Here is a 24240-nt window from a genome sequence, read left to right as displayed (position 1 = left end):
TCGATCAAGAATCATGCGCACCGTCGGGACGGCGCACATGACCGGTGCGGCCGGCGTACGAGCATGCGTACGCCGGCCGCACCGGTGGTGAGGGTCTAGCAGGAGAACTTACAGGCCGAGGCGGGCCTTCAGGCCGTCCAGCTCGACCTGCAGTTGGGTCGGAAGGTTGTCGCCGAACTTGGCGAACCACTCCTCGATCTGCGGGATCTCGGCCTTCCACTCCTCGGCGTCGACCGAGAGGGCCTGCTCGAGGTCGGCATCGCTCATGTCGAGTCCGTCGGTGTCGAGGCTCTCCGGGGTAGGGACGTGACCGATCGGGGTCTCGATCGCAGCGGCCTTGCCCTCGATGCGCTCGATGACCCACTTGAGCACGCGCGAGTTCTCGCCGAAGCCCGGCCACAGGAAGCCGCCCTCGTCGTCACGGCGGAACCAGTTGACGTAGAAGATCTTCGGCAGCTTGGTCGCGTCGGCGTCCTTGCCGAGGTTGACCCAGTGGTTGAAGTAGTCACCGGCGTTGTAGCCGATGAACGGCAGCATCGCCATCGGGTCGCGACGTACGACGCCCACGGCGCCGGTCGCGGCGGCGGTGGTCTCCGAGGAGAGCGTGGCGCCCATGAACGTGCCGTGCAGCCAGTCGCGAGCCTCGGTCACCAGCGGGACCGTGGTCTTGCGGCGGCCACCGAACAGGATCGCCGAGATCGGCACACCGTTGGGGTCGTTGTACTCGTCCGCCAGGATGTCGCACTGCTCGATCGGGGTGCAGTAGCGGGAGTTCGGGTGGCTGGACAGCTCCTTGGAGTCCGGCGTCCAGTCCTCGCCCTTCCAGGACGTCGCGTGGGCCGGCGTGTTCTCCAGGCCCTCCCACCAGATGTCGCCGTCGTCGGTCAGCGCAACGTTGGTGAAGACCGAGTTGCCCTTGTTGATGGTGGACATCGCGTTGGGGTTGGTGTGCTCGTTGGTGCCGGGAGCAACGCCGAAGAAGCCGAACTCGGGGTTGACGGCGTACAGGCGTCCGTCCTTGCCGAAGCGCATCCAGGCGATGTCGTCACCCAGCGTCTCGACCTTCCAGCCCGGGATCGTCGGCTTCAGCATCGCGAGGTTGGTCTTGCCACAGGCGCTCGGGAAGGCCGCCGCGACGTAGTAGACCTGCTGCTCCGGCGAGATGAGCTTGAGGATCAGCATGTGCTCGGCCAGCCAGCCGTCGTCGCGTGCCATGACGGAGGCGATGCGCAGCGAGTAGCACTTCTTGCCGAGCAGGGCGTTGCCGCCGTAGCCCGAGCCGAAGCTCCAGATGGTGCGCTCCTCGGGGAACTGCACGATGTACTTCTCGGGGTTGCACGGCCACTTGACGTCGGCCTGGCCGTCCTCGAGCGGCGCACCCACCGAGTGCAGGGCGGGGACGTACTTGGCGTCGTCGCCCAGCTCCTCGATGCGGGCCTTGACCTTGTCGCCCACGCGAGCCATGACGCGCATGGAGGCGACGACGTACTCGGAGTCGGTGATCTCGACACCGAACATCGGCTTCTCAGCCTCGAGGTGACCCATGACGAACGGGATGACGTACATGGTGCGGCCCTTCATGCACCCCTTGTACAGACCTCGCATGAGGTCCTTCATCTTCTCCGGGTCCATCCAGTTGTTGGTCGGGCCGCAGTCCTTCTCATCCACCGAGCAGATGTAGGTGCGGTCCTCGACGCGGGCGACATCGCTCGGGTCGGACGCGGCGTAGAAGCTGTTGGGCTTCTTGTTCTCATCGAGGCGCACGAAGGTGCCGGCCTCGACGAGCTTGTTGGTCAGCGCCGTCCACTCCTCGTCGGATCCGGTCACCCACTCGATACGGTCCGGGGTGGTCAGCGCGGCCACCTCATCGACCCACGCCTGGAGCTTGGCGTGCGAGGTGCCGGTGGTTGCGGGAGCGTCCGTTGCCGTCATGGTTCGCCTACTTTCGGCGGTGGCGAGCCTGTGTGGGGCCCGGCCTGCCGCCCTCGAGGGGTGGATGCTGCCCACGTCATCGGGGGCGGTTTCTCGACCGTACGCCGGGCTATTCAGGCCCCCACAATCGTCCGGACCGGCCCACTTGTGACCCGTGTCACATCCCTAGTGGGTTGTGTTGACTTGCCGTCCGGGGCGGTCTCGAACCCGACGAGACAAACGACATTCGAACAAAACCGCGCATCATGTGTCTTCGACCACGTTCGGAATCATCGGGTACGCCGCCTCCGTCGTCTCCCGTTCGCCTGCCGTCTCCTTGACTCGCCTTGCAACGAGTGCGCGACGGCGTGCAAGGAGCCCCCGCTCGACTTGAGGGTCCGTGCGGTTGAGCGCACTCAGTCTCAAGTGGACGAGCGCCGGCCGTCCCACCAGACGGCGGCACGGGTCAGCGGCGGGTGGCGACGACGGTCAGCTCGTGCCGGTTGTGCTGGAGCTGCCGGATGAACGTCGGCTCGTACGCCTCAGCGAGAGTCTCGAGTGACTCGTCGGCCTGCTTGACCGGGTTGGTGGTGCCGAGCTTGAACGTCACCACCACCTGCCCACCCGGACGCAGGATGTCGGCGGCGTCGACCATCGTGATTGCGGTCATGTGCGGCACCATCCGCATGTCGTTGACGATCATGTCGACCGGGCTGTCCTTGTAGGCCGCGATGAACTCGCCGGCCGTGGTGCGGTGGTGATGCACCTCGTCGTCGGCCAGGATGCGCGGGTCGAGGTCGGCGGGGTCGACGGAGTAGACCCGCTCGAAGCCGTGGCTGCGCAGGATGCGCGTCCACCCGCCCGGGCTCGCGCCGAGGTCGATCGCGACCTTGCCGGACGGCGGACCGATGAACCCGAACAGCTCCTCCAGCTTGAACTCCGCCCGAGAGACCTGCTCCTTGCGGTTGGCGAGTCGGATGCGACCACCGGCCCAGTCGCAGAGGCCGAGACCGCTGGGGCTGAGGCCCACCGTCGTACGCTCCTCACCCACGCACACCGAAACCGTCTGCTCGGAGTTGGACGTGACCACGCGAATCCCGTTGTCCAGCAACACTTCCAGCAGCGGACGACGGATCTTGCCGGGGGCCCACGAGACATCGCCGCTGTCCCAGACGTGGAGACTGACTTCGTCGCCGGCGTCCAGGCGATCGAGCACCGCATCAGCCGCCCAGTCCGCGACCTCTTCCGCGTCGAGCCGGTTCAGCTCGGAAGTGTTGACGACTGCGTCGACGCCGGCGAGATGGCGGACGAAGCGCAGGTCGCACGCCATGCTGGCCTCGACCGCGGTCTCCTGTCCGCCGCTGCCGAGGTAGACGATGCCGGCGTCCTCGCCGACGCGCTGGATCTTGGCGACCGGCAGCGTACGACGCAGCTCGGCGACCGCAGAGCGGTAGTAGTCGGGCGCTACCGAGAAGAGCACAGGCGTATCCACGCCGCCATCGTGTCAGCCCTTCACGGCTGTGCGGTCACGGCGGGCTGATGGCGACGCCGGAGAAGTTGGTCAGCCGGCCCAGGTGGAACCCGAGCTCGCAGCGGCTGGAGGTGCCTGTGAGGCGAAGCAGCGCGGCCACTTCGGCAGTCAGCGTGCGCGCCGAGATGCCGAGAATGCGAGTGATCGAGCTGTCCTTCTCGCCCAGGACCACGCTGCTGGCGATCCGCCGTTGCCGTTGCGTCGCTTGCGGCCACCCGACCGCGTCCCCGGACACGGACTGTCGTTCCACCGTCGCCCAGACGTCGAGCGCGAGACGAGTGACCTCGGGGCGGGAGGCGAGGTAGGCAGTCGGTGCGCCGGACGGTGTCGGTGGCCCCGGCATGACCACGCTCGCGCGGTCGAGGATGAGCAGCGACCCGATCGCCGGACCGGCGAGCGCCAGGTTGCGGCGGGTGTGCACGAACGGGTTGTCGAAGCCGGCGCGCGGGCTGGTGATGACCGACATCCGTACGCCGCGGGCTCGGTGGGCGCGGACTACGGGTCCGCAGCGATCGGCCGGGTCGAACGGGGTCTCCGGCTGCAGGACCAGAAGCGAGTGCCGCACCCTCCGCAGGAGAGCCATGACTGCCGCAGCGACGTCGCCTGCGCCGTGCGCGATCGGGCGTACGCCGGTGGCGGTCCTGCCGCGAGCCGTCTCGGCGAACAGCGAGTTCGAGAGGTCGGTGAGGTCGCACCACATGTCGAGGGGAGACCGAGAGGCGGATGGTTCGGAGACAGCCACGGTGGACATGCGCTCACTCTCGGCGGGCCCGCTACACGTCGGCTGTCGCCTCGCTACATTTCTGCGCCGGCTCAGGACAGCATGCTGCCCGGGCCATGGAGATGACCCGGGCAGTAAGCGTCGTTCGGTCAGTCGCCCGGGCAGGCCACGGAGCCGCTGAAGATCTTCCATCGGTCGGCCGTGTCATTGACCGAGCTGGCCAGCAAGGCCACATCGGCGTATGGCAGGACGCGCTTGATCAGAGTGTCGTCGAACAGGCCGTTGTTGTAGATGCAGATGGTGCGGTTGCCATTGTTGATGATCGAGGTGAGCTGGTCGTGCCTGTCATAACCACCGCCCGACGGTGGGTTGTTGAAGTTGCCCGACGGGGTTGTGTTGTAGTTCAGGTGCCAACCCGAGACGGTGCGGTTGAAGTTGCTGTTCTGGTAGAAGCAGTAGTTGGCCGACGGGCATGGCGCCGTGCCCTGCGCGCTGGCTGATTCGGGGCTGATCAACGCGACGGAACCGGCGGCGAGCGCCAGGCCGACGGTGAGTCCTGCAAGTCGTGACTTCTTCATGACGTCTTCCCTTGGTCGTGCTGTGGCCTCAGGGCTGCAGCGCTATCACATGGGGAGATCACACCTGCGTGCGGGCGCAGAGCCCACGCTCTTCGCGAGATGTCGCAGGACGGCTTGACAGCGCTGTCTAGGAATGCGTGCCCGGCCAGGACGCCCTAAGACGGGGGCGCGACAAGGCGCTGCCGGTGCGCCTCGTAGAGCACGACGGTCGCCGCAGATGCGGCGTTGAGCGAGGACGCGGTGCCCGTCATCGGGATGCTCAGGATCGAGTCGCAAGCGTCGCGCCACGCAGCGGTCATGCCGCGCGTCTCGTTGCCGATCACGATCACGTCGGACCCGGTCAGGTCCGTCTCGTGCGGGACCGTGTCGCCGCCCTCGTCGGTGCCGCGTACGACGACGTCCTCGCCCCGCGCGCGCCGCCCGGCGACCCAGTCGAGGACCTCCGTCTGCGACCCAGCTCGCACGACTGGGACCGCGAAGAAGGATCCGGTCGTTGCGCGAATGCACTTGGTGTCAAAGGGATCTGCCGCATGGCCGGTCACAATGAGGCCAGACCCGCCGAGGGCGTCGATCGACCGGATCATCGTGCCGATGTTGCCCGGACTGCTCGGTCGGTCGAACACGAGAGTGGGTCCGGCACCGGTCGGGATGCGGGTCAGGTCGTCCGGCGGCATCTCAACGACCGCGATCATCTCGGGCGCGCCCTCGTCCTTCTCGGCCAGCTCCTGCAAGAGGTCGGGCGCGAGCGCGAACTGGGCGGCAGACGTACCGTCCAGCAGGTCCTGAGCCCACTGCGAGAGGTGGGCGTCATCGGCGTACAGGAAGGACCGGATCGTCCAGCCCTGCTCGACCGCCAGCGTGATCGGCCGGACGCCCTGGACGAGGAACTCGCCGGCGCGGGTGCGCTTGGAGCGGTTGGTGAGGAGCGTCTGCCACTGCTGAAAGGTGGCGTTGCGCTTGGAGACTCGGGTCGACCGCATGAGAAAGCACGCTAGTCGAGTGTGCCGGGGGTCCTGGTGCGTCCGACCGCTGCACAGGCGAGGTGCTCAGGCGTTGAAGAACTCTCGGAGCACAGGAGTCACCGCGCGCGGGTCAGCGACATGGCCCTGCTGAGGGATGGTGGCGCGCTCGGCGTGAGGCACGGCATCGACGATGGCAGTCGTGGCGTCATCGAAGAATGAGGCGCCCAGGCCGGCCATCGTCTCGTCGGTGGGACCGCCGTTGGCGATCAGGACCGGCTGGGTGATGGTGCGCAGGCGATCGGTCGGCGGTCGCAGGTCGCCGAGGCAAGCGGCGTCGTACGCGAGCGTAGGGGCGACCGCGACCGAGCCTTGCCACATGGGTGAGTTGTGCGCCTGCTCGACTGCTTCTTCTGGAGCGCCGGCCAGACGCATGAACAGTCGGAGCGCGTCCTCGTGACGGTCCTCGGCCAGCAGAGCCGTCAACTGCTGAACGTATTCGTGCCAACGCTTTTCGGCGCCTTCGGAGACGTCGTAGGGCACCTCGTACGCGGCGACCTTGGCGAGCGGTAGACCGGCGGCGGCCGCTTCGAGGGCCAGTGCACCTCCGGAGGAGACGCCGTAGAGGTGCGCCGTCCCGCCGGCCCTTTCGATCACGGCCACGATGTCCTCGAACTCGCGCTCCAGGGCGTACGGGAGCGTGTCACCACTGTCGCCTCGGCCCCGCCGGTCGTAGTTGTAGACCGTGAAGTGCTCGGCCAGCACCGGGGCGAGCGGGCCGTTCTCGGAACGGTCGACCAGTCCGCCACCGACCAGGATGACCGCGGGCCCCGCGCCGAACCGGTCGTACGCGATTGATGTGCCGTCCTTGGACGTGACCTGAGGCATCCGGTACTCCTTCGTCATGGCCCGTGATCAACCAGTCAGTTGAATAGACCGACCGTAGGCTCGGCGGGAACGTGTTGTCAACCGAGCGGTTGTCGACTATGCGGGTGATGGATGCCGTTCGCCCAGGTAGCGTCGAGTGCGTGCTGGGAGTCAAGCGTCGTACGCCGGTCGGTCCTCGTCCGAGGCATGTCGGGCTGGTCATGGACGGCAACCGCCGGTGGGCTCGGGCGGCACGGCTCGCGCCGAGTGTCGGTCACCGGGCCGGTGCGCGGCACATGGGGACAGTGCTGAGTTGGTGCGAGGACGAAGGCATCGACCACGTCACGATCTTCGTGGCATCCGCGCTCAACCTCCGCAAGCGTGACTCGGCCGAGGTCGCCAACCTGATGGAGCTGCTCGAGACGGTGATCGCCGAGCAGATCGAGACCTCGACGTGGCGGCTGCACGTGGCGGGGGATCTGTCGTTGGTGCCGGCCACGACGCGCGATGCGTTGCAGCACGCGATGGACCACTCGGCCGGCCGGGGGCGGCACCTGACGCTGGCCGTCGGGTACGACTGGCAGGGCGAGGTCGTGGAGTCCGTCCGGTCCTCCCTCGCCGAGGTCCGCACCTGGGACGAGGCGCTCGAGGCACTTGATGAGCGGTCCATCGCGGGGCACCTGCGAGGCGGTCCGTCCAAGGACATCGACCTGGTCGTCCGCACGAGCGGCGAGCAGCGGCTGTCGGGCTTCTTCCCTTGGGAGACAACGAGATCCGAGCTTTTCTTCGTGGATCACCTGTGGCCCGACTTCAGCCGCGAGGACTTCGACGCCGCGCTCGCGCACTATGCGTCGAAGCGGACTCCCACGTCGCCGGTCGAGTAGGGCGAGCGCCCCAGCGCGAGCCCGTATCGAGACCAGGTGCCCGCGGTCGCCAAGTCTCGATACGCCTCCGCTAGCGCTCCGGCTACTCGACCAGCGTTTCCTAGAAGGCTTCCTGGGGGAGGGGAATCCGGCGTACGCCACCGAGCCGCCGGTGGTAGCGGACGTGCTCGGCGCGCTCGCCCAGCAACCGCCACAGACGTTGGTGGGCAGCCCACGGCAGCGGCTCGTCGCCGCGCTGCCACGTCTTGCCGAACCCGATCCAGACCGGCACCCACTCCGCCGCGCACGCCCACGCGCCGCGGTGCTTGTCCAGCAACGCCTGCCGGATCTGGAACGCCCGTCGTGGACCGTCCGCGCACATCGGCGCAGTGCGGACTGGCCATACCCGCAGGTCGTGGCCCATCAGCTCCAGCTCGAGATCGGCCAGCACGGCTGGATCGACCAGCACGGTGGCGACGTTCTCGTGCGCGTGACGTCTCACGTCCAGCACGCTAGCCCCGGTCACCCACACCTGTCAGCAGTCTGTGGAGCGTGACGTTCACCGCCGCAACGGCGTGGATAGCATCGCGAGAGTGACCGTCGAACCTGCCCTGACCAAGCCGTCCGAACGCGCGCGCACCCTGTGGCAGCTGCTCGAACCCGTCCACGCCGCCGTCTACTTCGCGCCCGAGACCAAGTCGGCGTATGACGCGATCGGGCTCAAGGGCTACTGGATGGGCTACTTCGCCTCGCGGGCGGCGGCGCTCGGACCGGTCGGGCCCGAAGTGGTCGAAGCGGTGTTCTACGTCTTCCACCCGGCGATGGTGGCCCGGGCGCTGCCGGACGCGTGGGAGGCAGCCGACCCGCAGACTGTGCTCGACGCCCGGGCGGACATCGCACGCACGACGCTGCGGCGTGCCCTCGGTGATCAGGCGGACAGCCCGGAGGTGTCGACGGCCGCAGAGATCGCCGTACGACTGGCGCTGGCGGCCCCTCGCGCCGGGCGACCGCTCGGCGCGGCTCAGGCTGCCGTCCCGGTGCCGGACGAGCCGTTGGACGCCCTGTGGTGGGCCGCCTCCGTGCTGCGTGAGCACCGAGGTGACGGACACGTCGCGGCTCTGACGTCGTACGGCATCGACCCGTGCGAGGCCTTGGTCCTGCATGCCGCGACCGGTGTCTTCGGGGACGACGGCGCGGCCTACGTGCAGTCGATGCGCAAGTGGCCGGACGAGGAGTGGGCTGCTGCGCGAGAGCGTCTCGTCGCGCGCAACTGGGTCGACCCGGACGGTGCGATCACGGCCGCCGGGCATGAAGCGCGTCAGGCCGTCGAGCACGTGACGGACGCGATGGCCGCGACGGCGTACGACGCCCCGGACGAGACCCTCGACCGACTGGAGACCGCGCTCACTCCGCTCGCCGCGTTAGTGATGTCTACCGGAGCCGTGCCCGCGACGACCCCGGTCGGGATCCGCCCCGGGGTCTGAACGCCTACATCTCCTCGTGCGTGTTGGGGTCGCCGCCGAACAGCCGGCCGTCCGGACGACCCAGCGCAGTGATGGCCGCCACCTCGTCGTCGGTCAGCTCGAACCCGAAGATGTCGAGGTTCTGCCGCTGCCGCTCGGGCGTCGCGGACTTCGGGATCGGCAGGCTGGCGATCTGGTGATGCCAGCGCAGGATGACCTGGCCGGGCGTGACGCCGTGCGCCTGCGCCGCCTGCGCGATCGGCGGCTCGTCGAACGGCGCCTGCCGCTTGCCCATCGGGCTCCACGCCACCGTGGCGATGCCGAGCGACTTGTGGGTCGCGCGCATCTCCTCCTGCGGGAAGTACGGGTGCAGCTCAATCTGGTTGACGGCCGGCGTCACACCGGTCTCGTCGATGATGCGGTGCAGGTGCTCGGCGGTGAAGTTGGAGACACCGATCGCGCGCACCTCGCCGTCGGCCTGCGCGTCGACCAGCGCGCGCCACGCCTCGGAGTACTTGTCCACGCTCGGGTTGGGCCAGTGGATGAGGTGCAGGTCGGTGTACGCGACGCCGAGACGCTCGAGCGAGCCGCGGATCGAGGCGCGAGCCTCGTCGTACGCGTGGTGCCGGCCGGGAATCTTGGTCGCGACCTGGATGCCCTCGCGCGGGATCCCGGAACGCCGGATCGCCTCGCCGACGGACTTCTCGTTGCTGTAGTTCACCGCGGTGTCGAGCAGGCGATAGCCGGCCTCGAGCGCGCTCACGATCGCGGTGACCCCTTCGTCGTCCCTCAGGGGATAGGTGCCGAAGCCGATGGCCGGCAACGTCGAGCCGTCATTGAGCGTGTACGTCGGGGTGCCAGTTGCCATGTGCCCCAAAGTACGCCGCGCCGGCCCTCCAGCACGGCTCCAGACACACCCACACGCTGGTCGAGTAGGCGGAGCGCCAGCGGAGCCGTATCGAGACCTCGTGACCGCGTGCACCTGGTCTCGATACGGCTCGCCCTTGGGGCTCGCCTACTCGACCGGCGATGGGTCGGACTGAGTCCGCTTGGCTCGCTGCCGTCCTGGGCTCTAATCTGGCGGCAATGCGAATCACCTCTTGAGCACGGCATCCCCGTGAGAGATCGGCCGCGACGTCCGTCGCGCGGCCGTATCGGATGCCCGTCACACCGCAACGGAACGGCCTACAGGTCGTCGCCGCGGTTTCTGCATACCGCGAATTGCCTTGTGATCATTGACTTCTCAGGAGTTCTTCATGCTTGCTGCGCTCTGGCGCCGGGCCCATCGGCCGGCTGACGCCACTCGCGTCTACTACGTCGGCAACGCCTTCATCTCGTTGTTCTGGGTGCTGTCGACCACTCTCAACATCGTCTACCAGGTCACTGTCGTCGACCTGTCGGCCTTTCAGCTGGTCGTTGTCGGCACCGTTCTGGAGGCGACCTGCTTCCTGTTCGAGATCCCGACCGGCATCGTCGCCGACCTCTACTCCCGTCGGTTGTCGATCATCATCGGCGTCCTGCTCATGGGCGCCGGATTCACCCTGCAAGGCGCGGTGCCGACGTTCTGGGCGGTGCTCTCCGCCCAGGTCGTCTGGGGCATCGGCTACACGTTCACCTCCGGCGCCTGGGAGGCATGGATCACCGATGAAGTGGGCGAAGACAGCGTCCAACCGGTGTTCACGCGCGAGCAGCAGATCGACCTGGCGGCGACCTTCGTGGGTACGGCTGCTGCCGGGCTTCTCGGGTTGGTCAACGTCCGCCTGCCGATCGTGCTCGGCGGGATCGCCGTGATGCTCGCCGCAGTCGGGCTGGCACTGCGGATGCCAGAGGAGAACTTCCACCGCACGCCCCGCGAGGAGCGCGAGACCTTCGCGCACATGGCTCGGTCGTTCAAGGAAGGGCTGGCCACCGCTCGTACGCGACCGGTCGTCCGATCGTTCCTGCTGATCAGCCTGTTCGTCGGGCTGGCCAGCGAGGCCTTCGACCGGCTCTGGACGGCGCGCATCCTCGACGACTTCCAGCTGCCGTCGCTCTTCGGATCACGTGAGCCTGCACTGTGGTTCACGATCTTCGCCCTGATCAGCGCCGCCCTGTCGTTGGCGGTGTCGCTCGTGGTGAACCGCTGGGCCGAGCGGGCCGTACGCAACCCGCACCCGAACCGGCTCCTCGCGGTTCTGATCCTCGTCCAGATGGTGGGGGTCGTCGGGCTCGCGCTGCTCGGCAACCTGTGGATCGCGCTCGCCGCGATGTGGCTGCGGGCTGCCGCGCAGAAGCTCGCCTACCCCGTTCAGGCCGCCTGGCTGAACCGCAACGTCGACTCGGCGTCACGCGCCACCGTGCTGTCGATGAACAGCCAGGCGGACGCGATCGGCCAGGTCGTCGGCGGTCCGCCGCTGGGTGCCCTCGGCAGTCGATCCGGCATCCCCGTCGCACTGGTGACCTCAGCGTTCGTCCTCGCGCCCGCGGCCGCGGTGTACGCCCGCCTCAAGCCGACGAAGACGCCGACCGACTCGGTGCCGATCAGTTAGCTCGGAACCTTCCGCTGCCGGAACTGAGTATTGGTGGTTCGACGCAGTCTGAACCGAGTCGAACTACCGGTACTCAGTTCCGACCCGGGAGGGCGGCGTACGACGGCGCTCGACGGGCGGAACGGGCTGCGGGGACGATCATGGGGGTCCCGGTGTTGGGGTCCGGGATGACGTCGCAGACCAGGCCGAAGACCTCGTGCACCAGCTCGGCCGTCACGATCTGCTCGGGCGTGCCCTCGGCGACGATGCGGCCGTCCTTCATGCAGATCAGGTGAGTCGCATAGCGGCACGCGTGGTTGAGGTCGTGCAGCACCGCGACCATCGTGTAGCCCTGCTCCTGCAGGTCGGCGCACAGGTCGAGCACGTCGATCTGGTGCGCGATGTCGAGGAACGTCGTGGGCTCGTCCAGCAGCATCAAACCGGTCTGCTGGGCGAGCACCATGGCCAGCCAGACGCGTTGCCGCTGACCGCCGGACAGCTCGTCGACCGGGCGGTCCGCGAGCTCGAGCACAGTGGTGGCCCGCATGGCTTCGTCCACCGCCTGCTGGTCGTCGTCCGACCACTGGCGCAGGAACCGCTGGTGCGGGAAGCGTCCGCGCCCGACCAGGTCGGCCACCGTGATCGTCTCCGGTGCGGTGGCCGACTGCGGCAGCAGACCGACCCGGCGCGCAACCTCACGTGCTGGCAGATCGAGGATCTGCTGGCCGTCGAGGATGACAGAACCCTTGGTGGGCTTGAGGATTCGCGCCAGTGCACGCAACAGCGTGGACTTGCCGCACGCGTTGGGTCCGACGATGACGGTGAACGAATGATCAGGGATCGCGACGCTGAGGTCCTGCGCGACGACGCGTTCGTCGTACTGCAGGGTCAGGGCGTCGGCCGACAGCCGACCCACGTCCTGGCTCGGGGTCATGCGGACACCTTTCTCCACTCACGGCTGAGCAGCCACACGAGGTAGACGCCGCCGACGCCGCCAGTGACGACGCCGACCGGCAGGTCGGTCGACCCGAACGCGCGCTGCGCGACGAAGTCGCTGACGGTCAGCAGGAGTGCGCCCATCAGCGCCGACGAGACCACCTGAGGCGCAGCACCGCGGGTCACTCGCGCGACCAGCTGCGGTGCCACGAGGGCGACGAACGAGACCGGACCTGCCGTCGAGATGGCCAGCGCGGCGAGACCGACCGACACCGCCAGCACCGCGATGTGCAGGCGACCGACACGTACGCCCAGCGCAGCTGCCGTTTCCTCGCCGAGCTGGAAGATCCGCAGCTGGCGGGAGAGGGCGACACCGCACGGCAGCAGCAGGACGAGACCGATGCCGATGACCGTGACGTCCCGCCAGGTCGAGTCGTTGAGGCTGCCGGCGAGCCATCGCGCGGCGACCAGCGAGTCGTACGACCGGCTGCGGGTCAGCAGGTAGGAGTTGACTGCCGTCAGGGTGGCGCCGACGCCGATGCCGACGAGGATGAGGCGGTAGCCGTTGCCGCTGCCGCCGGCGGAGAAGAAGTAGACCGCCGCCGCGGTGGCGAGACCGCCGACGACAGCGAGCGTCGAGACGCCGGACGGGCCGACGTTCAGGATCAGCAGGCCGATGAGGGCACCCGTGGCGGCGCCGGAGTCGAAGCCCACCACGTCCGGACTGCCCAGCGGGTTGCGGGTGAGTGCCTGGATCAGCGCGCCGGCCACGCCGAGCGCGGCGCCCACCAGGAGCGCGTTGCAGGCCCGCGGGAGCCCGATATCCATGACCACGAAGTCGTTGCCCGCTGCGCCGCGACCGACGACGGTCCGCAGCACCTCCATCGGTGAGACGGGCAGGCTGCCCGTGCCGAGGGTGACGAACGCCGCGACGACACAGAGCGCGGCCAACGCGACGCACACGACGACAGCGCGGCGGTCGGTCCGCAACCTGATCGATGACCCGATGCGGACGGTGGACGGCGGCCGGGTGAGGGGAGCGGTCGGACTCACAGCCGGCCCACCTTGCGTCGACGGACAAGCAGGATCAGGAACGGTGCGCCGACGACCGCGGTGACGATGCCGGCGCCGGTCTCCGAGGGCCAGAGCACGAGGCGGCCGACGATGTCTGCGCTCTCCAGCAGCAGCACACCCAGCACCATCGACAGCGGGAGCGACCACCGGTGGTCGACACCGACCAGCATGCGTGCCAGGTGCGGCACGGCGAGACCGACGAAGCCAATCGGCCCTGCCGCGGCAGTCGCAGCACCGCACAGCAGCATGACGGTGACGACGCTCAGCAGGCGGATGCGGCCGATGTTGGCGCCCAGCGCGCGCCCGGTGTCCTCGCCGAGGGCGAGCGCGTTCAACGACCGCGCCAGCAGCAGGCCCAGGGCGAGTCCGCCGATGAGGAACCAGACGACGTCCCCGACGATGGACAGATCACGCCCCGTGAGCGAGCCGACCTCCCAGTAGCGGAAGTGGTAGTACGCCTCGGGATCGATGAGCATCACGCCGGTGACGTACGAGCCGAGCGCCGCGCTGACCGCCGTGCCGCCGAGTGCCATCCGGACCGGTGTCGCCGCGCTGCGTCGGCCCGAGCCGAGCAGGTAGACCGCGACCGACGCGAAGCCAGCACCGATCAGCGCGAACCAGACGTACTCACCCGGCTGCGTCAGACCGAAGAAGCTGATCGCCGACACGACCGCGGCGGAGGCGCCGGCGTTGACCCCGAGGATGCCGGGGTCGGCGAGCGGGTTGCGGGTGACCGACTGCATGACGGCACCGGCCATGCCGAGAGCCGCGCCGACGAGGATCGAGAGCGCGGTCCGCGGCAGGCGCACCCCGCGTACGACGTCGGTCGCCTCGGTGCCCTGACCGAGCAGGCCGTGCACCACATCGACCGGCGAGATCATGTTGGAGCCGACTCCCAGGCTGAGAATCGTGGCGACTCCCACCGCCGCGAGAGCCACGACGAGGGTCGCAGGCGCTGAGCGGCCGGCCTGTCGACGCTCGGCGACCGGGGGTCGCGTCAGGGTGGTCTCGGACACGCGAGCATGGTAGCCGCAGTGTGGTTAGGCTTTCCTTACACATCAGCGCGAACGAAGGACCCGCCGTGCCCCGTCTTCCTCATCTTCATCTGCCGACCGACTCTGCGGCCGTCAGCCGCCGTGCGTTCACCCTCGGCGCGGCTGGTCTCGCGGCCGGCCTGCTCGCGGCGTGCAGCGACAGTGCGGACTCCGCCGAGTCTCCGTCCGGCGCGGGCAAGGGCGCCGGCTCCGGCGAGTGGAAGCCGGTTCGGGTGAAGCACAAGTTCGGCGAGACGACGGTCGCCAAGCGGCCCGTACGCATCGTGTCGGCGGGCTACACCGAGCACGACTTCCTGCTGGCGCTCGGGATCACGCCCATCGCGGTCACCGACTGGTACGGCGACCAGCCCTATGCCACCTGGCCGTGGGCGCAGGCCAAGCTCGGCGGCGCCAAGCCCACCGTGCTCAAGCTGGACGACGGCTTCCAGTTCGTCGAGATCGCCAAGCTCAAGCCCGACCTGATCATCGCCTGCAACGCAGGTCTGGAGCAGCCCGCCTACACCAAGCTCAGCAAGATCGCGCCGACCATCGCGCAGACCGGCAAAGGCACCGACTTCTTCGAGCCCTGGACGCACATGATGGAGCTGATCGGCGCGTCCGTCGGGATGCCCGCGGAGGCCAAGAAGATCCGTGAGGGCGTGGCCGCCACGTTCGCCGCCGCTGCCAAGGCCCACCCCGAGCTGGCCAAGAAGAAGGCGATCTTCCTGCAGAACGCGGTCTCCGACGGCAACCTCATCGCCTACCAGGACGGCCTGAGCACCGAGTTCCTCACCGACCTCGGGCTGGTCGTCCCGGACGCCATCAACTCCTACATCAAGGAGGGCGAGCAGGCGTACATCCCGGTCGAGAAGATCTCGGTGCTCAACGCCGCGGACATCCTCGTGTGGGGCACCGAGAAGGACGCGGACAGAACCGCGCTGGAGAAGGTGCCGGGCTTCCAGAACCTGACCGCCGTCAAGAACAAGCGCTCGGTCTACACAGGCGGCGAGCTGGCTGGCGCGATCTACTTCAGCTCGCCGCTGAGCCTGCCGTACGTCGTCGACAAGCTGGTCCCGATGCTCGCCGCCGTCGCGAAGTAGTCGAGCCAGTCTGCTCAGGACTTGGTGAACGGTGCCGACGTCTGGCGATGACCTCAGAGGTCCTGCTCACGCCCACCCCGGGAGTGGACGATGCTGTGCGCGTGGAGTACGTGTCCAGATTGCCGCGGCCGCCGCTGGACGGGCTGATCGACGACCTCTACTACCTGGAGGGTGCGCCGCCGTACGCCCGGCTGACCCTGCCGCCGGCGCCGTCGGCGCTGCTCATCGTCAACCTCGGGGCGCCGTTCCGCATCCGCGCCGGCACCGATGTCGAGACGGCCGAGTACGCCGACGGCTGCGTGGTCACGATGCCCACCCGTGCGTGGGAGTTCGGCTATCCAGTCCAGTCCCGGTCCGTCGGCGTGCACGTCAAGCCGTGGGGGCTCGCTCCGTTCCTGCCGATGCCAGCGACCGAGCTGTGTGACCGGCCGGTGACTTTAGAGCAGGTTTGGGGCCGGCCCGCCGTTGGTGCGCTGCGAGACCGGCTGGCCAGTGTGGACGGACCGCACGAGATGCTGGCGCTGCTCGAAGAGGAGCTCATGAGCCGGCTCTGCGAGACCGCCGGCATGGGGCTGGTCCGCCACATGAGCAGTGCCATCGCGGCATCCCGCGGGGCGGCGGCGATCGGCGACCTGAGCGAGGCGGCCGGTGTCAGCAGCACTCATCTGGCACAGCGGTTCAAGGAGCTCATCGGCGTCACGCCGAAGCGGCTGGCACGCACGTACCGCTTCACCGCCACGGTGTTCTCGATCGACCCCGCCGGACCGATCGACTGGGCCGATCTCGCCGGTGGCGCAGGCTACTTCGACCAGGCCCACTTCGGCCATGAGTTCCGCGAGTTCACCGGGCTCACGCCCACCCGGTACCTCGAAGTCCGACGGCGGTTCCTGCGCGAACACCCCGGCCACGCCATGGACGGCTGGCCGCTGCCGGCCGATTGAATTCGTACAAGATCGACAGCTCACGACGCTCTAGTTTTGGGGCACCTCAAGCAAAGGAGAGCCCCGTGGGCAAGGTGGTCATGTACGGCTCGGTGTCGGTGGACGGCTTCGTCGCGGACGAGAACGACCAGCCCGGGCCGCTGTTCGACTGGCTGACTAGCGGTGACGTCCCGTTGGACGGGAGCGGCTACGTGACGGTGTCGCAGACGTCCTACGACTACACCCGGCCCTACTGGGACCAGATCGGGGTAACGATCGCCGGCCGCCACGTCTTCGACCTGACGGACGGCTGGGACGGGAAGCCTCCGAGCGGGATCGACCACATGGTCGTCGTGACGCACCGGCCGCAGCCCGAGGGCTGGGACCCCGAGTCGCCGTTTCACTTCGTCGACGGCGTGGAGGCAGCCGTGGCCAAGGCGCAAGAGCTTGCGGATGATCGCATCGTCGAGGTCGCCGCTGGCGACGTCGGTGGCCAGGTGCTTGCCGCGGGCCTGGTCGACGAGGTGCGTATGGACGTCGTACCCGTGGTGTTCGGGTCCGGCAAGCGCTACTTCGGGTCGGTCCCCGCGCAGCACCTGTTGGAGGATCCCGACGTGATGATTCAGGGCAACCGGGTGCTTCACCTGCGCTATCGGGTGCGCCGTTGACCGATCTGCTGGTCCCTCCGCTACAGATCCACCCGCACGGTGAGCAATCCCGCCCCCACGATCCGTACCGCGGCACTGTTCACCTTCGGGAGGCTCCGGAGCCGGGCCACCGCGTCGTCGTTCGGCAGGAGGTGCGCGGTCCCGTCGTGCCACCGCCCGCGGATCCGCACCCGCACGCTCGGGTCGGCCTGGATGTTGCGGATGTACTGGGACCGCTCGCCGAAACTCGGAAACCAGCCAGAACGAGTCGCCCACACGGCGGCCGCCGATCGGGGTGTGGCGGGCGAGCCCGGAGACGCGGCCGGTCGTCTCCAGAAGGGTCTGCGTCGACCGGCGGCGCTGGAGTGGGTTGGCGATCCGGCGCTGGAACGGGGAGACGACACGGTACTTGAGGTCAGCGGCGCAGGACATGTCGCCATTCTTCACGTCAGGAGGGCTGGAAACGGCAAGAAGCCCCGGTCCAGTGGACCGGGGCTTCTCTTACTGTCTCAACACAGCGTGCACCCGAAGGGATTCGAACCCCTAACCTTCTGATCCGTAGTCAGATGCTCTATCCGTTGAGCTACGGGTGCAGTTCGCCGCCCTGGCGGGCAACGACGAGCAATGCTACCTGGCAGTCCCGCGGAAGCGCTAATCGGCCGCGCGCACCCTCATGGTCCTACGACAGGGCGGCTCAGAAGATCAACCGAAGTCGCAGATGTAGGACCCCAACCCGACTGTCGACTCGTTCGTCTTCAGGGTTAGCGAGCGGGGGCTCGCACGCCGGGCCAAGGCTCGGCGGACCACGTTAGGGGAGAGACAGATGAAGCTTCAGATGGCTGCTACGGCAACGACGGTTCTCGCGGCGGGCGTGCTGCTCGCCGGGTGCCAGAGCGACTCAGGCTCAGGCAGCGCCGCGCCGAAGGCGAGCCCGTCGACAGCGACACCAGTGGCGGATTCGACGACGGCACCCTCCACCAGCGGGGGGACGGCACCGTCCACCAGCGGCGCGACGACCCCGCCCGGGGTGGCCGTCGGTGAGCCGGCGCCGGGCGCCAGTCCGTCGAACGCGGGCAGTCAGCCCGGTCAGGGAGTGGCCAAGACGCAGATCCGGTCGATCAACCCCATCACTGCAGGCGGCGCTGTTGCCGCGGGCTGGAAGGTCAACCGGGTCGCGGACACCTGCGACGGGAGCGAGCCGAGCGCCGTCGCCAAGGCCTCCAAGATCTTCGAGTGCGGTGCCAGCGCCGCCGGTTACGACGCGTGCTGGCAGGTCGGCAAGGACCAGGCCGGCTGCGTGAGCTCGCCCTACAGCAAGAGCATCGATCTGATGAAGCTCACCGGCCCGGCCACGACGCAGCGTTCGTCGCAGGCGGTCCCGTGGGGTGTCGTACTGGCTGACGGGACGACCTGCCAGCCGGCCTTCGGTGGTGGCGGTGCGACGCGTGCGGACGGCTACATCGCACGCTGGTTCTGCAGCGACAAGCGGGAGCTCGTGGCGCCCCTGAACAACCTGGGCGGCGGGTTCAACCGGAGCGGCAGCGTGTGGACGGTCCAGGCCGACCGCGGCCTCAAGAGCCCGCGGACCACCGTGAAGGTCAAGGCGGTGTCGTACGCCGTCCGCTGATCAGCCGATCATCCGGCAAAGGTGAGCGCGGGGAGACCCGCGACCCCAGGCGTACACGTGAAAACCGCTCCGGCAGAAGGCTGTTCGCCGTCCGGGACGTTCTCGCGGGTGGACGTGATGTAGAGCGTACGCAGGTCGTCGCCGCCGAAGGTGCACGCGGTGACGTTGGTGACGGGCAGCTCGACCACCTGGTCGAGCTGCCCGTCCTGCGTGTAGCGGTGCACGGCCGAGCCGCCGTAGAGCGCGACCCACACACCGCCCTCGGCATCGACGCACAGGCCGTCCGGGTTGCCGGGCTCGTCGTCGGGCAGCGTGACGAACGGTCGCCGCTCAGTGAGGCCGTCGGTCTCAGACCAGTCGAACGCCGAGATCGCATGTGTCGGAGTGTCATTGAGGTACGCCGTCTCGCCGGTCGGCGACCAGCCGAGGCCGTTGGAGATGGTCAGGTCGGTCAGCACCTGAGTGGTGCGACCGTCGGGATCGAGACGGTAGAGCGAGCCGGCGCCCGGCGTCTCGTCGTACGCCATGGTGCCGCAGTAGAACCGGCCGGCCGGGTCGCAGCCACCGTCGTTGAAGCGGATCGTGTCGCTCGACCACAGCTCGGGGAGCAGCTCCAGGTCATCGAGCTCAGGGCCGCTCGTCAGGGCGAAGCCGCGCTCGACCGCGATGATCGCGCCACCTTGCGCTCGCGGGCGCAGAGCTGCTGCGACCTTGCCGACGTGGACCCGTGAGACCGATCCGTCGTCCAGCAGGGTGAGGACGTCACCGGCCAGGAGGTCGACGTAACGCAGCCGCTGATCGGGCCACCAGCAGGGTCCTTCGGCATGGAAGGCGTGCGGCTTCGAGACGGCTTCGGCGCGCATGCGAGGAAGCCTAGCCAGCACGCTGGTTGAGCCGAGAGTCTCGCCCGGCTCAACCTGCGGCGGCTTGAGTTCACGCAGCTCGTGTCAGCAGTCGTTCGGCGCAGGCTTGCCGGCGAACCGGTCGCCGAGATAGTCCAGCGCAGTTGGCAGTCCGGTGATTGCGTACACCTCGTGCTCGCCCACGAGAGACTCGGTCTTCGACGCAGTGACGCCCGCCGCGCAGTACTGCTTGAACAGGGCGCGCATCTTGCCGACTGGCGCGAACTCATCGATGACCGAGTGGTAGAACAGCACCGGCGTCTTCGGGGCGCCGGGCATGGTGAGAGGGCTGACGTCGGCGAAGACCTTGCTGAAGCCGGGATCGTTGGTCGTGCCCCAGCTCTTGCCCCAGCCGATGGGCGCCGGGTTGAGGTTGGCGAGCGGGTGCTTCAGCGCGGCCTCGGTGATGCAGTCGGTCTGACTGCCCGCGATCGCTCGCAGGCCGCTGGCGTTCAGGTACTGCTGGATGTTCTTCTCCGGGTACGCGCGCTGCAGGCCGATCAGTGGGATGAGGGCGGCGCCTCCGAGACCGGCGTTGATGAACGACTGGAAGGACACCTTCACGTCGCCGACTGTGCCGCCGGAGGCAGCGCCGGCGAACGTCAGCTCGGGTGCGTACGAGGCCTGTGCCTTGAGCGCCCAGTTCGTCGCCAGTGACCCACCCGAGTACCCGACCAGTCCGACCGGCGCGTTCTTGCTGATCCCGGCCGCCGTGAAGTTGCGGGCGGCACGGACGCCGTCGAGCACCCCGTGCGCGGAGCCTTCCGCGCCGCCGAACTCGGAGTTCGGCCCCTCGTAGTCGGGGACGGACACCGCGAATCCCCGGTTGACCGTCTCCGCGACCAGGAGCGTCTCCGCACCGTTGAGCCCGCCCTCAAGTCCAGCGCGCAGGAGGTACGACGGGGAACACTTGGTACCGACACCGTCCTCTGCGGTCTGGTACGAGACGAGGGGCCGCTCGCCGCTGCCCGTCCATGCCTTCTTGGGCACCAGCACGGTCGTCACGAACGCGCTCGGCTGGTTGTGCTGGTCGATCGTCTTGTACTTCACCTGCCAGGCGGTGGCGTTGATCGGTATGCCGACGGCGGAGGCTGCGACTGGTCGAGAGTCCAGGACCGACCCGTTCGCCAGGTCCGCGATCCCGGACGGGACTGCGTAGAACGGGTCGTCATCCGGCACCGGGACAGACGCCGCTACCGCCGGGGCGCTCTGCACCACGGCAGCAGCGACGAGCGCTGCCGTGCCGACCGCGATCCGGCGGGGCCATCGGTGACTTTCCTTTGCTACCAGCATTATTCGACTCCGATCGTGTTGAGCGTGACGAAAGAGCCGGGCAGAATCTCGTAGTCGACCGTGCGCAGCTCGACGGCGCTGGCGAGGGGTTCGCCGGTGCCGGTGTTGCGGGCGTAGCGGGGGAAGCTGCCGCCCGAGATCTGTACGCGGAGTCGGTGGCCGCGCTGGAAGCAGTACGCCGTCGGCCACAGCGTGACCTCCGCGGTGCGTACGCCGTCCCCGTCTTCCGGGTGCTTGTCCGGACTGAGCCGTTGGATGCCCTCGCACACATTGACCGACTTACCGTCGCGGTCCACGTCGCTGAGCCGGACGAACACATCGGCGTGCGGACCACTGGTTCGGAGCTTGACGGTGGCGGAGACCGAACCGATCGCTTCGAGCGGTTCGACCACAGGGTCACTGCTGTAGATCACGACGTCAGGTCGCGCCTCGAGCGCTGCGTTGTCCTTGCGTCCACCGGTACGCGGGTCCAGCAACGGCCCGCCGACGGTGGGCGTCGGGTCAGCGGGGTCGTACCGGAACGTCGTCGGCGCACCACTCGCTGCGGGTTCCGAAGCCAGGCCACCGCCCGGCTGAAGGTGCCAGTTCTGAGCGGTGCCGCCCGGCGGCGGCCACTCGCCGTAGTCGCGCCACTCCTCGGCGCCCTGGACGAACAGCCGGACCGGCTGGTCACGAAGGCTGGCGGGCTCGCCGTTGACGTGCGCGGGGAACCAGGTCAGCGCCTCGCGGAGCGCCGCGCCAAACATCTCGGTCGAGACGTGCAGCCAGGGCCCGATGGTCAGATAAGGGTTGCGTCCAGCCGTGCGCATCACTGCGTAGTCGTCGAGCTGACCGGGCAGCAGCACGTCCTGCCAACCGCCGAACAGGTGTGTGGGTGCAGTGATCTCGCCGGCCCTGGCCTGGTGCTCGCGCTCGGGTCCCCAGTACGGGTCGCCGTCGTCTCCCGCGCCCAGCCAGTCCTGCCAGAAGCCGACCTGCTTGCCGGTGGCTGCGCTGTCCGCACCGGAGAGGGGCAGGTGGCTCATCGACTCGCGTGCCCGCTTGTCGCCCTTCAGCTCGAGGAAGTCGGCTTTCAACGGGCTGCTTCGTTCGAGCGTCACCATGCGTGCGGTCCAGGCGAGAGTCGCGGCCAGCTCGAACGAGTCGCCGTTGTACCAGAGGTCGCGGAAGCTGGCCGACGAGATCACCGGCATCATCGCGGTGATCCGGTCACCAGCGTCAGGGCCGAGCGCCATCTGTACGTGCCCGAGATAGCTCGGCCCGAACGTCAGCACCTTGCCGTGGTGCCACGGCTGATTCTCCAGCCAGTCAAGGGTGGACAGCCCGTCCTTCGAGTCGTCGAGGAACGGGTTGAAGGTGCCGCCGGAACCGTCCGTGCCACGGCAGGTCGCGACGAGCACCTGGTAGCCACGCTCGGCGAAGCTCACACAGGTGAGGCGACTCACCAAGCCGCGCCGGCCGTACGGCGTGCGGATCAGGATCGTCGGAGCATCGGGCACCTCGGGCGGTGTGTACAGGTCGGCCAGCAGCTCCACGCCGTCCGGTGTGGGGATCCGCAGGTCCTTGGTGATCCGTACCTTGCGGGTCACCGCCGGCGGCAGCTTCAGTGCGCGCTCGAACAGGCGACCTTGCAGCGTCATGGCTGGATCACGATCCGCTCCTGGCTGATGTCGTCGAGCCAGTACGCCCGATCCGGTTGCACGACAAGGAGCTCCTCGAACTTGGCGCCCCAGCCGTCCGCCCGAAGGTGCGGCTCGATCGCCCAGACGCCGGTCTTGAGCCCGCGGTGGTTGACGTTGAGCACCTCGGGTGCGACCAGGCGGCGGACGTTGTTCAGCAGGAACCCGCCGCTGTGCCAGCTGGGGAAGTAGCCGAAGACCTTCTCCGGCGGCGAGGCGGGGTGGTTGGTGAAGAACTTGCCGTGCCTGTAGACCCGGTGGCCCATGACGTGCTCGCCGTAGCCGCCGGCCCCGTTCTGGAATCCGGCCCCGCGGATCTGCTGGTCCACCCAGTCGAAGATCGTCGCCGACGTCGCGGGGTCCATGATCCGCTCGGGGAGCTCGGCGCGAAGGTCGGTCAGGAAGTCGCGCGCCCTGTCGAGCTCGGGGTGCTCCCCCACGGCGAGGGTGTAGGCGATGTCGCCGGTGTAGCCCTCCAGGACAGGGGCGCAGTCGAGGATGACGACGTCGCCTTCCTTGAGCGTCAGGCCGGGCCCTCGTGGCGGTTCCCACTGGTCGTCGTGGGCCACGGTCCGGTCACCGAAGGCGACGATCGGCTTGTGCAGGTAGGACCGCACGCCGTGGTCGTGCAGGTAGCCGAACATCCACTTCGCCGTACGGCCCTCGGTCCAGCCGACCCGCATCTCGGCAGCGCAGGCCTGGGCGCAGTCGAACGCGAGTCGCTGAGCCCGTCGAAACGCCTCGACGTCGGTCGCCGACGGTGGGTGGGTCGACGACGAGGGCAACCGGGACAAGGTCCGGGCGAGTGGACTGGATGTGAACTGTGTGGTCATGACTCCTCCAGGGGTCGATTCAGCTCGGTCATTGCTGCTTCGCGCCAGGAGCGCCGACGTCCTTGATCGCGCGGCGCAGCGCCATGCGTAGGCGCTTGGGCAGGTGCCCGTCGGAGTCGCGGGTGGACGGAGCGACAAAGCCTTCGAGCACGATGTCGAGGCCCTGGGACAGGGCCGCGATCAGCTCGTCGTGGGTGAGTCGCAGCTGATCGGGCCGAGCGGCGAGGGCGAACGTCCCGTTCATCGCGCCCCACAGGAACCGCGCGGTAGCCAATGGCTCGACGGACCGCAAGGAGCCATCGGCCACACCGGCCTCGATCACATCTGCCAGTGCCTGGGTCATCCTGTTGACCCGCTCGGACAGGATGACCGCGACCGGTCCTTCAGTGGACTCCTCGGTCGGCGCACCCTGCCGCAGCGCGACCAGACGGAACAGCTGCGGCGACTCGACGTAGAAGGCGACGTATGCGGCCGCTGCGTTGATCAGCTTCTGCAGCGGTGGTGTGTCGGCCAGATAGACGGTCATCATGTGCTGCTCGTTGCGCTCCAGCGCGCGCTCGACGACCGCCAGATGGAGATCGTCCTTGCCGGCGAAGTGCTGGTAGACCGTCGCCACCGCGACGTCGGCCTCCTGCGCGATCCGCGCGATGGTCGCCGCCGCCGGGTCTGTAGCGAAGATCTCGGCGGCCGCGTCGATGATCCGCGCCCGGGTCTGGGCCTTGCGGCGGTCCTGGCGGGAGGTCGCTTCCTTGGTGGGCATGCGGGAACCATAACCAGAATGACATTCTATTACTA

24 protein-coding genes, 1 tRNA gene and 1 pseudogene are annotated in these 24240 nt (G+C 68.4%); 7 read left to right on the top strand and 19 right to left on the bottom strand.

The window, feature by feature from the left end; all coding sequences use genetic code 11:
- Window positions 1–108 precede the first annotated feature (108 nt).
- The 6 genes from VV02_RS24520 to VV02_RS24495 form a co-directional block, all read right to left on the bottom strand.
- Entirely contained in the window at window positions 109–1932 is a 1824-nt protein-coding gene (locus VV02_RS24520) for a phosphoenolpyruvate carboxykinase (GTP) (RefSeq protein WP_052595938.1), read from the bottom strand.
- Between the two features lie 445 nt (window positions 1933–2377).
- Complete coding sequence (locus VV02_RS24515) at window positions 2378–3403, bottom strand: SAM-dependent methyltransferase (RefSeq protein WP_052595937.1); 1026 nt, start codon at window positions 3401–3403, stop codon at window positions 2378–2380.
- A gap of 34 nt (window positions 3404–3437) precedes the next feature.
- Window positions 3438–4193 carry a helix-turn-helix domain-containing protein gene (locus tag VV02_RS24510; RefSeq protein ID WP_052595935.1) on the bottom strand — a complete coding sequence of 252 codons (756 nt, stop codon included), beginning with the start codon at window positions 4191–4193 and terminating at the stop codon, window positions 3438–3440.
- Between the two features lie 119 nt (window positions 4194–4312).
- On the bottom strand, window positions 4313–4741 hold the full coding sequence (locus VV02_RS24505; protein WP_052595933.1) for a peptidase inhibitor family I36 protein: 429 nt from the start codon (window positions 4739–4741) through the stop codon (window positions 4313–4315).
- A 155-nt stretch (window positions 4742–4896) separates the two neighbouring features.
- Window positions 4897–5721, bottom strand: coding sequence for a TrmH family RNA methyltransferase (locus tag VV02_RS24500; protein ID WP_052595932.1), 825 nt, complete (start codon window positions 5719–5721; stop codon window positions 4897–4899).
- Window positions 5722–5787: 66 nt separating this feature from the next.
- Complete coding sequence (locus VV02_RS24495) at window positions 5788–6588, bottom strand: alpha/beta fold hydrolase (protein WP_052597533.1); 801 nt, start codon at window positions 6586–6588, stop codon at window positions 5788–5790.
- Between the two features lie 140 nt (window positions 6589–6728).
- Between VV02_RS24495 and uppS the strand changes: the two genes are divergently transcribed.
- On the top strand, window positions 6729–7451 hold the full coding sequence (uppS, locus tag VV02_RS24490; protein WP_169787751.1) for a polyprenyl diphosphate synthase: 723 nt from the start codon (window positions 6729–6731) through the stop codon (window positions 7449–7451).
- A 100-nt stretch (window positions 7452–7551) separates the two neighbouring features.
- On the opposite strand, the gene VV02_RS24485 is transcribed toward uppS, so the two are convergent.
- The gene (locus VV02_RS24485) at window positions 7552–7932 is read right to left on the bottom strand and encodes a hypothetical protein (RefSeq protein ID WP_052597530.1); all 381 of its coding nucleotides are present in this window, start codon (window positions 7930–7932) and stop codon (window positions 7552–7554) included.
- A 91-nt stretch (window positions 7933–8023) separates the two neighbouring features.
- Here VV02_RS24485 and VV02_RS24480 point away from each other — a divergent pair, with 91 nt between their 5' ends.
- The gene (locus tag VV02_RS24480) at window positions 8024–8914 is read left to right on the top strand and encodes an SCO6745 family protein (protein WP_052595928.1); all 891 of its coding nucleotides are present in this window, start codon (window positions 8024–8026) and stop codon (window positions 8912–8914) included.
- 4 nt (window positions 8915–8918) lie between these two features.
- Here the strand turns inward: VV02_RS24480 and VV02_RS24475 are convergent, their stop codons facing one another.
- Window positions 8919–9761: an aldo/keto reductase gene (locus VV02_RS24475; protein WP_052595926.1), complete on the bottom strand. Its 843-nt coding sequence runs from the start codon at window positions 9759–9761 to the stop codon at window positions 8919–8921.
- Between the two features lie 388 nt (window positions 9762–10149).
- On the opposite strand from VV02_RS24475, the gene VV02_RS24470 reads away from it, so the two are divergent.
- Window positions 10150–11421, top strand: a complete 1272-nt coding sequence (locus tag VV02_RS24470; protein ID WP_052595924.1) for an MFS transporter — start codon at window positions 10150–10152, stop codon at window positions 11419–11421.
- Window positions 11422–11494: 73 nt separating this feature from the next.
- Here the strand turns inward: VV02_RS24470 and VV02_RS24465 are convergent, their stop codons facing one another.
- The 3 genes from VV02_RS24465 to VV02_RS24455 are packed head-to-tail and all read right to left on the bottom strand — an operon-like array spanning window position 11495 to window position 14426.
- The gene (locus VV02_RS24465; protein WP_218917470.1) at window positions 11495–12334 is read right to left on the bottom strand and encodes an ABC transporter ATP-binding protein; all 840 of its coding nucleotides are present in this window, start codon (window positions 12332–12334) and stop codon (window positions 11495–11497) included.
- Window positions 12331–13389, bottom strand: coding sequence for a FecCD family ABC transporter permease (locus VV02_RS24460; protein ID WP_052595922.1), 1059 nt, complete (start codon window positions 13387–13389; stop codon window positions 12331–12333). Before VV02_RS24460 ends, VV02_RS24465 begins: the two co-directional genes overlap by 4 nt.
- On the bottom strand, window positions 13386–14426 hold the full coding sequence (locus VV02_RS24455; RefSeq protein ID WP_083450408.1) for a FecCD family ABC transporter permease: 1041 nt from the start codon (window positions 14424–14426) through the stop codon (window positions 13386–13388). The genes VV02_RS24460 and VV02_RS24455 overlap by 4 nt, the downstream gene beginning before the upstream one ends.
- Before the next feature lie 65 nt (window positions 14427–14491).
- Here VV02_RS24455 and VV02_RS24450 point away from each other — a divergent pair, with 65 nt between their 5' ends.
- The 3 genes from VV02_RS24450 (at window position 14492) to VV02_RS24440 (ending at window position 17132) form a co-directional block, all read left to right on the top strand.
- The gene (locus VV02_RS24450) at window positions 14492–15544 is read left to right on the top strand and encodes an ABC transporter substrate-binding protein (protein WP_218917469.1); all 1053 of its coding nucleotides are present in this window, start codon (window positions 14492–14494) and stop codon (window positions 15542–15544) included.
- 47 nt (window positions 15545–15591) lie between these two features.
- Window positions 15592–16485 carry a helix-turn-helix domain-containing protein gene (locus VV02_RS24445; RefSeq protein ID WP_083450407.1) on the top strand — a complete coding sequence of 298 codons (894 nt, stop codon included), beginning with the start codon at window positions 15592–15594 and terminating at the stop codon, window positions 16483–16485.
- Window positions 16486–16550: 65 nt separating this feature from the next.
- On the top strand, window positions 16551–17132 hold the full coding sequence (locus VV02_RS24440; protein ID WP_052595921.1) for a dihydrofolate reductase family protein: 582 nt from the start codon (window positions 16551–16553) through the stop codon (window positions 17130–17132).
- Window positions 17133–17152: 20 nt separating this feature from the next.
- Here VV02_RS24440 and VV02_RS27505 read toward each other — a convergent pair whose 3' ends face one another.
- The 3 genes and pseudogenes from VV02_RS27505 to VV02_RS24430 form a co-directional block, all read right to left on the bottom strand.
- Window positions 17153–17389, bottom strand: a complete 237-nt coding sequence (locus VV02_RS27505; protein WP_218917468.1) for a nitroreductase/quinone reductase family protein — start codon at window positions 17387–17389, stop codon at window positions 17153–17155.
- Window positions 17370–17543: pseudogene (locus VV02_RS27500) on the bottom strand (nitroreductase/quinone reductase family protein); the annotation flags it as partial. The gene VV02_RS27505 and the pseudogene VV02_RS27500, both read right to left, overlap by 20 nt.
- Before the next feature lie 88 nt (window positions 17544–17631).
- Window positions 17632–17704: transfer RNA gene (locus tag VV02_RS24430), tRNA-Arg, on the bottom strand.
- A 230-nt stretch (window positions 17705–17934) separates the two neighbouring features.
- Between VV02_RS24430 and VV02_RS24425 the strand changes: the two genes are divergently transcribed.
- On the top strand, window positions 17935–18738 hold the full coding sequence (locus tag VV02_RS24425; protein WP_157063549.1) for a hypothetical protein: 804 nt from the start codon (window positions 17935–17937) through the stop codon (window positions 18736–18738).
- Window positions 18739–18746: 8 nt separating this feature from the next.
- On the opposite strand, the gene VV02_RS24420 is transcribed toward VV02_RS24425, so the two are convergent.
- The 5 genes from VV02_RS24420 to VV02_RS24400 form a co-directional block, all read right to left on the bottom strand.
- On the bottom strand, window positions 18747–19601 hold the full coding sequence (locus tag VV02_RS24420; protein WP_052595917.1) for an SMP-30/gluconolactonase/LRE family protein: 855 nt from the start codon (window positions 19599–19601) through the stop codon (window positions 18747–18749).
- 84 nt (window positions 19602–19685) lie between these two features.
- Window positions 19686–20933, bottom strand: a complete 1248-nt coding sequence (locus VV02_RS24415; protein ID WP_052595915.1) for a lipase family protein — start codon at window positions 20931–20933, stop codon at window positions 19686–19688.
- Window positions 20933–22573, bottom strand: coding sequence for a CocE/NonD family hydrolase (locus VV02_RS24410; protein WP_052595913.1), 1641 nt, complete (start codon window positions 22571–22573; stop codon window positions 20933–20935). The genes VV02_RS24415 and VV02_RS24410 overlap by 1 nt, the downstream gene beginning before the upstream one ends.
- Window positions 22570–23445, bottom strand: a complete 876-nt coding sequence (locus VV02_RS24405; protein ID WP_052595911.1) for a M24 family metallopeptidase — start codon at window positions 23443–23445, stop codon at window positions 22570–22572. The genes VV02_RS24410 and VV02_RS24405 overlap by 4 nt, the downstream gene beginning before the upstream one ends.
- Window positions 23446–23473: 28 nt before the next feature.
- On the bottom strand, window positions 23474–24205 hold the full coding sequence (locus VV02_RS24400) for a TetR/AcrR family transcriptional regulator (RefSeq protein ID WP_052595909.1): 732 nt from the start codon (window positions 24203–24205) through the stop codon (window positions 23474–23476).
- Window positions 24206–24240 lie beyond the last annotated feature (35 nt).

Origin of the sequence: Luteipulveratus mongoliensis (genome assembly GCF_001190945.1) — a bacterium.
GTDB classification, from domain to species: domain Bacteria; phylum Actinomycetota; class Actinomycetes; order Actinomycetales; family Dermatophilaceae; genus Luteipulveratus; species Luteipulveratus mongoliensis.
Note: the sequence above shows the minus strand (reverse complement) of the source record. Positions and strands in the feature narration are given on the sequence as shown.

Excerpts from the sequence above, each read along its gene's own strand:
- VV02_RS24520 (WP_052595938.1), bottom strand. The coding sequence starts at position 1,932 with ATGACGGCAACGGACGCTCCCGCAACCACCGGCACCTCGCACGCCAAG.
- VV02_RS24510 (WP_052595935.1), bottom strand. The coding sequence starts at position 4,193 with ATGTCCACCGTGGCTGTCTCCGAACCATCCGCCTCTCGGTCTCCCCTC.
- VV02_RS24505 (WP_052595933.1), bottom strand. The coding sequence starts at position 4,741 with ATGAAGAAGTCACGACTTGCAGGACTCACCGTCGGCCTGGCGCTCGCC.
- VV02_RS24500 (WP_052595932.1), bottom strand. The coding sequence starts at position 5,721 with ATGCGGTCGACCCGAGTCTCCAAGCGCAACGCCACCTTTCAGCAGTGG.
- VV02_RS24495 (WP_052597533.1), bottom strand. The coding sequence starts at position 6,588 with ATGCCTCAGGTCACGTCCAAGGACGGCACATCAATCGCGTACGACCGG.
- VV02_RS24475 (WP_052595926.1), bottom strand. The coding sequence starts at position 9,761 with ATGGCAACTGGCACCCCGACGTACACGCTCAATGACGGCTCGACGTTG.
- VV02_RS24470 (WP_052595924.1), top strand. The coding sequence starts at position 10,150 with ATGCTTGCTGCGCTCTGGCGCCGGGCCCATCGGCCGGCTGACGCCACT.
- VV02_RS24465 (WP_218917470.1), bottom strand. The coding sequence starts at position 12,334 with ATGACCCCGAGCCAGGACGTGGGTCGGCTGTCGGCCGACGCCCTGACC.
- VV02_RS24445 (WP_083450407.1), top strand. The coding sequence starts at position 15,592 with ATGACCTCAGAGGTCCTGCTCACGCCCACCCCGGGAGTGGACGATGCT.
- VV02_RS24425 (WP_157063549.1), top strand. The coding sequence starts at position 17,935 with ATGAAGCTTCAGATGGCTGCTACGGCAACGACGGTTCTCGCGGCGGGC.
- VV02_RS24420 (WP_052595917.1), bottom strand. The coding sequence starts at position 19,601 with ATGCGCGCCGAAGCCGTCTCGAAGCCGCACGCCTTCCATGCCGAAGGA.
- VV02_RS24415 (WP_052595915.1), bottom strand. The coding sequence starts at position 20,933 with ATGCTGGTAGCAAAGGAAAGTCACCGATGGCCCCGCCGGATCGCGGTC.
- VV02_RS24410 (WP_052595913.1), bottom strand. The coding sequence starts at position 22,573 with ATGACGCTGCAAGGTCGCCTGTTCGAGCGCGCACTGAAGCTGCCGCCG.
- VV02_RS24405 (WP_052595911.1), bottom strand. The coding sequence starts at position 23,445 with ATGACCACACAGTTCACATCCAGTCCACTCGCCCGGACCTTGTCCCGG.
- VV02_RS24400 (WP_052595909.1), bottom strand. The coding sequence starts at position 24,205 with ATGCCCACCAAGGAAGCGACCTCCCGCCAGGACCGCCGCAAGGCCCAG.